This window comes from Acidovorax sp. JG5, from assembly GCF_017939685.1.
In the GTDB taxonomy this organism is placed as follows: Bacteria; Pseudomonadota; Gammaproteobacteria; order Burkholderiales; family Burkholderiaceae_C; genus Acidovorax.
On record NZ_JAGKSE010000004.1, the window covers coordinates 366,427 to 372,788 of the forward strand.

General features: G+C 63.9%; 6 protein-coding genes and 2 pseudogenes. All 8 read left to right on the forward strand.

Annotated features, from left to right (window positions below; translation table 11 throughout):
- The first annotated feature begins 212 nt into the window (after window positions 1-212).
- Window positions 213-1,536, forward strand: a pseudogene (locus tag J8G26_RS07620) (integrase family protein).
- A gap of 15 nt (window positions 1,537-1,551) precedes the next feature.
- Window positions 1,552-1,875: a type II toxin-antitoxin system RelE/ParE family toxin gene (locus J8G26_RS07625; protein WP_210568470.1), complete on the forward strand. Its 324-nt coding sequence runs from the start codon at window positions 1,552-1,554 to the stop codon at window positions 1,873-1,875.
- Window positions 1,872-2,162 (forward strand): helix-turn-helix transcriptional regulator, encoded by a 291-nt coding sequence (locus J8G26_RS07630; RefSeq protein ID WP_210568471.1) that lies wholly within the window; start codon window positions 1,872-1,874, stop codon window positions 2,160-2,162. The genes J8G26_RS07625 and J8G26_RS07630 overlap by 4 nt, the downstream gene beginning before the upstream one ends.
- Window positions 2,163-2,265: 103 nt before the next feature.
- Window positions 2,266-3,117: a hypothetical protein gene (locus J8G26_RS07635; protein WP_210568472.1), complete on the forward strand. Its 852-nt coding sequence runs from the start codon at window positions 2,266-2,268 to the stop codon at window positions 3,115-3,117.
- 73 nt (window positions 3,118-3,190) lie between these two features.
- A complete protein-coding gene (locus J8G26_RS07640) occupies window positions 3,191-3,448 on the forward strand; it encodes a hypothetical protein (RefSeq protein ID WP_210568473.1) in 258 nt (85 codons plus the stop codon).
- A 55-nt stretch (window positions 3,449-3,503) separates the two neighbouring features.
- Window positions 3,504-3,845 (forward strand): hypothetical protein, encoded by a 342-nt coding sequence (locus tag J8G26_RS07645; protein WP_210568474.1) that lies wholly within the window; start codon window positions 3,504-3,506, stop codon window positions 3,843-3,845.
- A complete protein-coding gene (locus J8G26_RS07650; RefSeq protein ID WP_246881274.1) occupies window positions 3,845-5,812 on the forward strand; it encodes an AAA family ATPase in 1,968 nt (655 codons plus the stop codon). Before J8G26_RS07645 ends, J8G26_RS07650 begins: the two co-directional genes overlap by 1 nt.
- A pseudogene (locus J8G26_RS07655) lies at window positions 5,800-6,362 on the forward strand (hypothetical protein); the annotation flags it as partial. The gene J8G26_RS07650 and the pseudogene J8G26_RS07655, both read left to right, overlap by 13 nt.

Consider the following 6,362-nt stretch of genomic DNA (forward strand, 5'->3'; position numbering starts at 1 on the left):
TTGAACCAACGACCAAAGGATTATGAGTCCCGTCAATGCCATATTTCACAGTGTTGATTGATGCTGATATAATCAATATAAATCAACAACTTAGGCGCACAACACTGGGCAAGTGAACAGCCTGAGCGTTGATTGAAATTCAGCAATTTCTAGCAAAATCGCTTACATCCGCCCTTACATCCTGGCCGATGTAAGCGCACAAGGGACACCACATGGCAAAGACTGCATTCACCGCTGGCCGGGTTTCAGGGTTCAAGTGTCCGCCTGACAAGAAACAGGCTTTCATGTGGGATGCGACCGCGCCGGGGCTGGGGCTGCGAGCAACGCCAGCCGGAAAACCCGCCTACGTGTTCCAGAGCAAGTACCAAGGCAAAGACATTCGCCTGACCATCGGGAGCCCTGCCGCTTGGAGCATTCCAGACGCGCAAGGCAAGGCACGCGAACTGCAACGCCTGATTGATGAAGGCAAAGACCCCCGCGACTTGAAGCGCGAAGCCATCGCCGCCGTGGAAGCCAAGCGCCAACAAGAACAGGAGCAGGAGCAAGCCGACAAAGTGGCCGCTGTGACCGTGGGCGAGGCATGGGCCGCCTACCTGGCCGAACGCACCCCGCACTGGGGCGACCTTCACCGCAAAGACCATGAGCGCCTGACCCGAGCCGGTGGCGAGACTTCCAAGCGTGGCACCCGTGGCCGTGGTGTGACCATTGCCGGGCCATTGCACCCGCTGCTGGGGCTGGCGTTGCGTGACCTGACGGCACCCGTTATCGAGGCATGGGCAGCACGGGAAGCGCAGACCCGCCCCACTGCCGCCCGGCTGGCATGGCGACTGTTTAGGCTGGTGCGCAGAACAGCCGGAATATGCGCCAGTGCTGCCCAGCGTGAACCCTGCCAAAACAAAGAAGGCACGCGAGGCACTGGGCAAAGCGAAAGCGAAGGACGATTCATTGCTGAAAGAACAATTGGCCGCATGGTTTACAGCCGTGCGCAGTATTGGCAATCCGGCCGTGGCCGCCTACCTGCAAACGCTGCTCCTGACTGGCGCACGCCCTGGCGAGGTGCTGGCGATGCGCTGGGACGACTTGAACACCCAATGGCGAGGCCTGACCATCCGGGACAAGGTGGAAGGCGAGCGCGTTATTCCCCTGACGCCCTACGTTCACCACCTGCTGGCCACCCTGCCCCGCCGCAATGAGTTTGTGTTTGCCAGTAGCCGCAACGAGAACACGCCACTGACTGAGCCCAACCATGCACACGACAAAGCGTGCAAGGTGGCCGCCATTGATGCCCTGACCCTGCATGGCCTGCGCCGCAGTTTTGGCACCTTGTCGGAGTGGCTGGAGGTGCCTGCTGGCGTGGTGGCGCAGATTCAAGGCCACAAGCCGAGCGCCACAGCGGAAAAGCACTACCGCGTGCGCCCGCTTGACCTGCTGCGCGTACACCATGAGCGCATCGAAGCCTGGATTCTGGAACAGGCCGGTGTGCAGTTTGATGCCCAGGCCGCGCCCGGTGCGCTGCGTGTGGTGGCCGGAAAATAGCAAAATAGCTATACTATGAACACTTGGACAGTGACATTGCACCCGCAGGCAGAGCCTGAACTGAAAGCCCTTCCCGCCGACATGCAAGCCCGGTTTGTGCACATTGCCGAACTGCTGCAAGACTTTGGCCCGCAGCGTGTCGGACTGCCGCATATCCGCCCACTGGAGGGCAAGCTGTGGGAGATGCGAATGCAAGGCCGTGACGGTATCGCCCGCGCCGTGTATGCCGCCATCCAAGGCCGCCGCCTGCTGGTGCTGCATGTGTTTGTGAAGAAAACCCAGACCACGCCCCGCAGCGCGATTGATACCGCCCGCAAACGCCTGGAGGCCGCAACATGAAAACCCTGAAAGACATCAAGCGCGAACTGCTGGCAGACCCCGCAACCCAGGCCGCCTACGAAAGCCAAACCGCTGAATTCGACATGGCCCGCGAACTGATTGCAGCCCGCAGCCGCGCCGGGCTGACGCAAAGCGACGTAGCCCAGCGCATGGGCACCACGCAAAGCGTGATTGCACGACTGGAAGGTGGGAAGGGCACGCCATCCATGCGCACGGTGCAGCGCTATGCCCAGGCCGTAGGAGCCCGCGCCGTGGTGCGTATCGAGCCCCAGGCCGCGCACGCCTGACCGTTTTTGCCCCAGCTAGGCAGGGCAGCAATCCTGCCGAAAAGCCAGTCCCCCCGCTGGCCTGCTGGGGCACCTGATACGGGGTTTTGCATCGGGGGATGCAGTGACCGAAGCCAAGACCGAACACACCCTAGAACTGATAGAGGCTGCGCGCCTGCTGAAATTCAACGCTGCGACCGGCTGGCCGCAGTCCTTCGCACATGACAAATTGGCAGTGCTGCAAACCTGGCGCAAAGGGATAGAGCGCAAAGATTGGTTCAAGGAGGCCGCAACCTGGCAAGAGCTTTTGCGGCTGGTGGTGGAGTCCGACGCAATAGAGCACACGACCACGCCCGAGCGCGTACAGACCACGCCCCCGATTAGACGCACCGTCAATCCTGGATACGGTTCTCGCGAATGGACTGAGCGCGATTTTGCTGGCGCCCAAGTGGAAAGCCGCAGTTTCTTGGGCGGGACACTGGTAACCGGCTACATCCAGCCTGCCAAATACAAAGACGTGACGCGCCATCACATCACCGCGCCCGTTTTCGCTGCCTGGCTGGCCGCGCGGGGAAAAGAGCCCGCGCCCCTTGTCGCCGCCTGGTTCAAGGCCGTAGGCGTCCGCACCCAGCCCGAAACCGCGCCAGCCCAGACAGCCGCAGCGCCCGCGCCCGTCATGGCAGGGAGTGCCAGCAGTGCGCCGGGCAATGCACGTCGTGACCTTTTGGTGCCAGTGATTGAGGCCGCGCAAAGGGAGTGCAAAGACCCATTCGACCCGCCCGCCGTTTGGGCTGCGCTTTCGCAGATGGCGCAGGCTGGAAAACGCCCCCTGGTGGGTGTTACCGAAGATGGCATCAAGTGGAACGATGCCGAGGACAATCCGCAGTTTTTCAAACTTGGGAGCCTTCGCGACCGCCTGCGCCGCATCAAGAAAAAAGCGCCGCAGAGTGCGATAAGGCGCGCCAACACGCGTTAAGACTCGCGAGCTAGGGGAAACATACACCCCCGAAAAATCATCGCTGCATCCCAACTTTCTTGGATGCAAAGCGATGCAAACCAGCCCCACCGAACATATCGCAGACACCCGCCGCACTGTACCTGAGCCCCAGCAATTCCCACCGCTGGAACTGGTCAACCGCCCCACGGTGCCGACCGAACAGGCCGCCCATTACCTGCTGCGCCGCCCCCAGACTTTGCGCGGCTGGGCTTGTGCTGAAACCTTCCCCGCTGGCCTGCGCCCCGTGCGCATCAATGGCCGCCTGTGCTGGCCTGTAGCTGGCATCCGCGCTGCGCTGGGGGTGGCCTGATGCTGGCCGCCGTTTTGTACCTGGCACTGCGCTGGCGCTGGTGGAGGGCTGGCCGATGAAGTCGCCGCAGCAACCCGCCGGGGCCGCTGGCGAACAGCTTTCTTTTCTGCCGCCCGCGCCGTTCGCGCCCACCTGGCCGCAGCGTGGCACGCTTGCCGACCGTGCGCTGGGCATGTTGATGGATGGCCGCCTGATTGACCATCCCGAGTTCGAGAACAGCACGCAATCCTGGCGACTGGGTGCCGTGGTGTTCACGCTGCGCACCTTGGGCTGGCCGGTGGAAACCATTGAAGTGCCCAGCCCCACCGACGACGCACCCCACCGCATCATTGCTCTGTATCACCTGCCCGCCCGCTACGTGGCACAGGCGCTGGCGCTGAACGGGGGTGGCGCTTGATGGCCGCCGACAGTGACCGCGCCCGCGATGCGCTGCAAGCCATACCGCCCGGCCTGCCCTACGATGAATGGTTGCGCGCTGGCATGGCTGCACAAGCTGCTGGCCTTGACTTCGGCACGTTCAACGATTGGAGCGCCGGGGCTGGCAACTACAGCGAACGCGACGCCCGCGATACGTGGCGCAGTTTCAAGCCGGGCAAGGGTGTGGGGGCTGGCACCTTGTTTCGCATGGCCGCTGAACATGGGTGGCGCATGGGCGAAGGCAAGCCCCAGCAACGCCAGCCACAAGCCCCCAGGAAGGCCGCAGAGCCCCCGCGCAAGCCCGCCCCAGGCATGAGCCCTGCCGAGGTGTGGATACGTTGCGAAGCTGCAACCGCTGCACATGGCTACATCGTGGCAAAGGCCGCCGCCGGGGTGCCGTTGGATGCCCTGCGCGTGGTGCCTGCTGGTGACCCCCTGCGCATTGCCGGGCAGCGCATGGCCGGGGCTTTGGTGGTGCCAGCGCTTGCTGCTGATGGCGCATTGCAAAGCCTGCAACTGATACCGCCGCCCGGCGCTGGCCGCAAGCTGAACCTGCCCGGCGCACCGATGGCCGGAGCGTCGTTCACAGTGGGCGAGGTGGTGCCCGGTGCGCCCGTGTATCTGTGCGAGGGCATCGGGCAAGCATGGGCCTGCTGGCGGGCGACGGGCAATGCTGCCGTGGTGTGCTTTGGCTGGGGCAACGTGGCCCGCGTGGCTGCCGACCAGCGCCAGCGTGACGCCGCCGCCCGGCTGGTGTTGGTGCCTGATGTGGGCAAGGAAGAAAGCGCCGCAGAAATTGCCCAGACGCTGCAATGCGCCGTGGCCTACATGCCCCAGGGCGAGGTGCAGAACTTCGACGCGAACGACCTTGCGCAGCGTGACGGGCACGACGTATTGGCCGGGGTGCTGGAGGCTGCGCAAGAGCCGCCCAGGCCCGAGCCGCGTTACAAGCTGCTGACTGCCGCCCAACTGCGCGACCTGCCCCCGCTGGCCTGGCGCGTGCGTGGTGTGCTGCCTGCCGTGGGGCTGGCCGCGCTGTATGGCCCGAGCGCATCGGGTAAATCGTTCCTGGCCTTCGACCTGGCCGCATCCATTGCCGAGGGTTCGCCCTGGTTTGACTGCCGCGTAGAAGCCGCGCCGGTGGTGTATGCCGCGCTGGAAGGTGAAGCCGGGTTCAAGCTGCGCGCCCAGGCATGGGAGGTGAGCCGGGGCCGTGCGCTGCCCGATGGCCTGCGCATGATGCTGCAACCGTTCAAGCTGACCGACCCCCAGGACGTGCTAGACCTGGCCGCCGTGGTGCCTGCTGGTGCTGTGGTGGTGGTGGACACCTTGAACCGCGCCGCACCCACTGCCGACGAAAACGCGAGCAAGGACATGGGCGAGGTATTGGAGGCCGCCAAGCTGCTGCAAATGCTGACCCGTGGCCTGGTACTGCTGGTGCACCACACGGGCAAGGACAGTGCACGGGGCTTGCGTGGGCACAGTTCGCTATTTGCCGCGATGGATGCCGCCATCGAAGTTTCACGCGATGGCGACCGCCGTGAATGGCGGGTTGCAAAAAGCAAGGACGGGCAGGACGGAGAGGCGCACCCGTTCAAGCTGTATGTGGAGGTGCTGGGCACTGAGCCGACCGGCGATGAAATCACATCCTGCGTGGTCATGCGAGACACCGCAGCCCAGGACGTGCGCGCCGTGAAGCTGCCCCAGGGTGGCAATCAGCGCCTGGTGTTGGATGCCCTGCGCCCCTTGTTCAAGGATGGCCGCGTGGGCAAGCCGGGTGCCCCACCGCTGCGCCCGTGCATCGCATTGGAAGCCGCTGTATCTGCTGGCGCTGCAAAGCTTTCATGCCCTACTGACCGCCGCGCTACACGCACCAGAGAGGCAATCACCGGACTGGTGGCGCGTGGGGTCTTGGGCTTGCATGAGGGGTGGCTATGGCTGGCATGACCCATAACCGAAATTCGCCGTTTTCGCCGTTTCCGGTGAATTCCGTAACCGAAATTCTCCACTCCCCCTTTAGGGGGGAGGAGAAAAACGGTGGCGAAAACCGGCGACCGGAAAAAGACCCCTTTGACGCCCGCGTGGTGTGCCCTGACTGCCAGCACCTGGCGCAGCGCAAGCGCTGCATGAACTGGAAAGCAGCCGGGCTCAGAGCCCCCGAGGTGGCCGCAGGTATCAAAGCCATGCACCAGCACTGCCCAGGCTTTGCGCGGCTGCTGCCCAGTGCCCAAGGCCCACCACCTGCGCCAGCCCCAACACCAAGACCGACACAGACCGAAGCAAGACCGACTGCGACCGAACCGCCGCAACCCGTTCAACCAATTTTGAAAGGCCATGACATGGCACTGACCGTTTCTGAGGGTGCGACCGGCACCTACACCCCGCCCGAGGCTGGCACCTTCCCTGCCCGCTGCTGCGCGTTGATTGACTTGGGCACCCAGACTGCAACCTATGAGGGCCACCCCTTTCAAGGTGTTGCCCTCCCAGCCTTGATAAC

Excerpts from the sequence above, each read along its gene's own strand:
- J8G26_RS07625 (WP_210568470.1), top strand. The coding sequence starts at position 1,552 with ATGAACACTTGGACAGTGACATTGCACCCGCAGGCAGAGCCTGAACTG.
- J8G26_RS07630 (WP_210568471.1), top strand. The coding sequence starts at position 1,872 with ATGAAAACCCTGAAAGACATCAAGCGCGAACTGCTGGCAGACCCCGCA.
- J8G26_RS07640 (WP_210568473.1), top strand. The coding sequence starts at position 3,191 with ATGCAAACCAGCCCCACCGAACATATCGCAGACACCCGCCGCACTGTA.
- J8G26_RS07645 (WP_210568474.1), top strand. The coding sequence starts at position 3,504 with ATGAAGTCGCCGCAGCAACCCGCCGGGGCCGCTGGCGAACAGCTTTCT.
- J8G26_RS07650 (WP_246881274.1), top strand. The coding sequence starts at position 3,845 with ATGGCCGCCGACAGTGACCGCGCCCGCGATGCGCTGCAAGCCATACCG.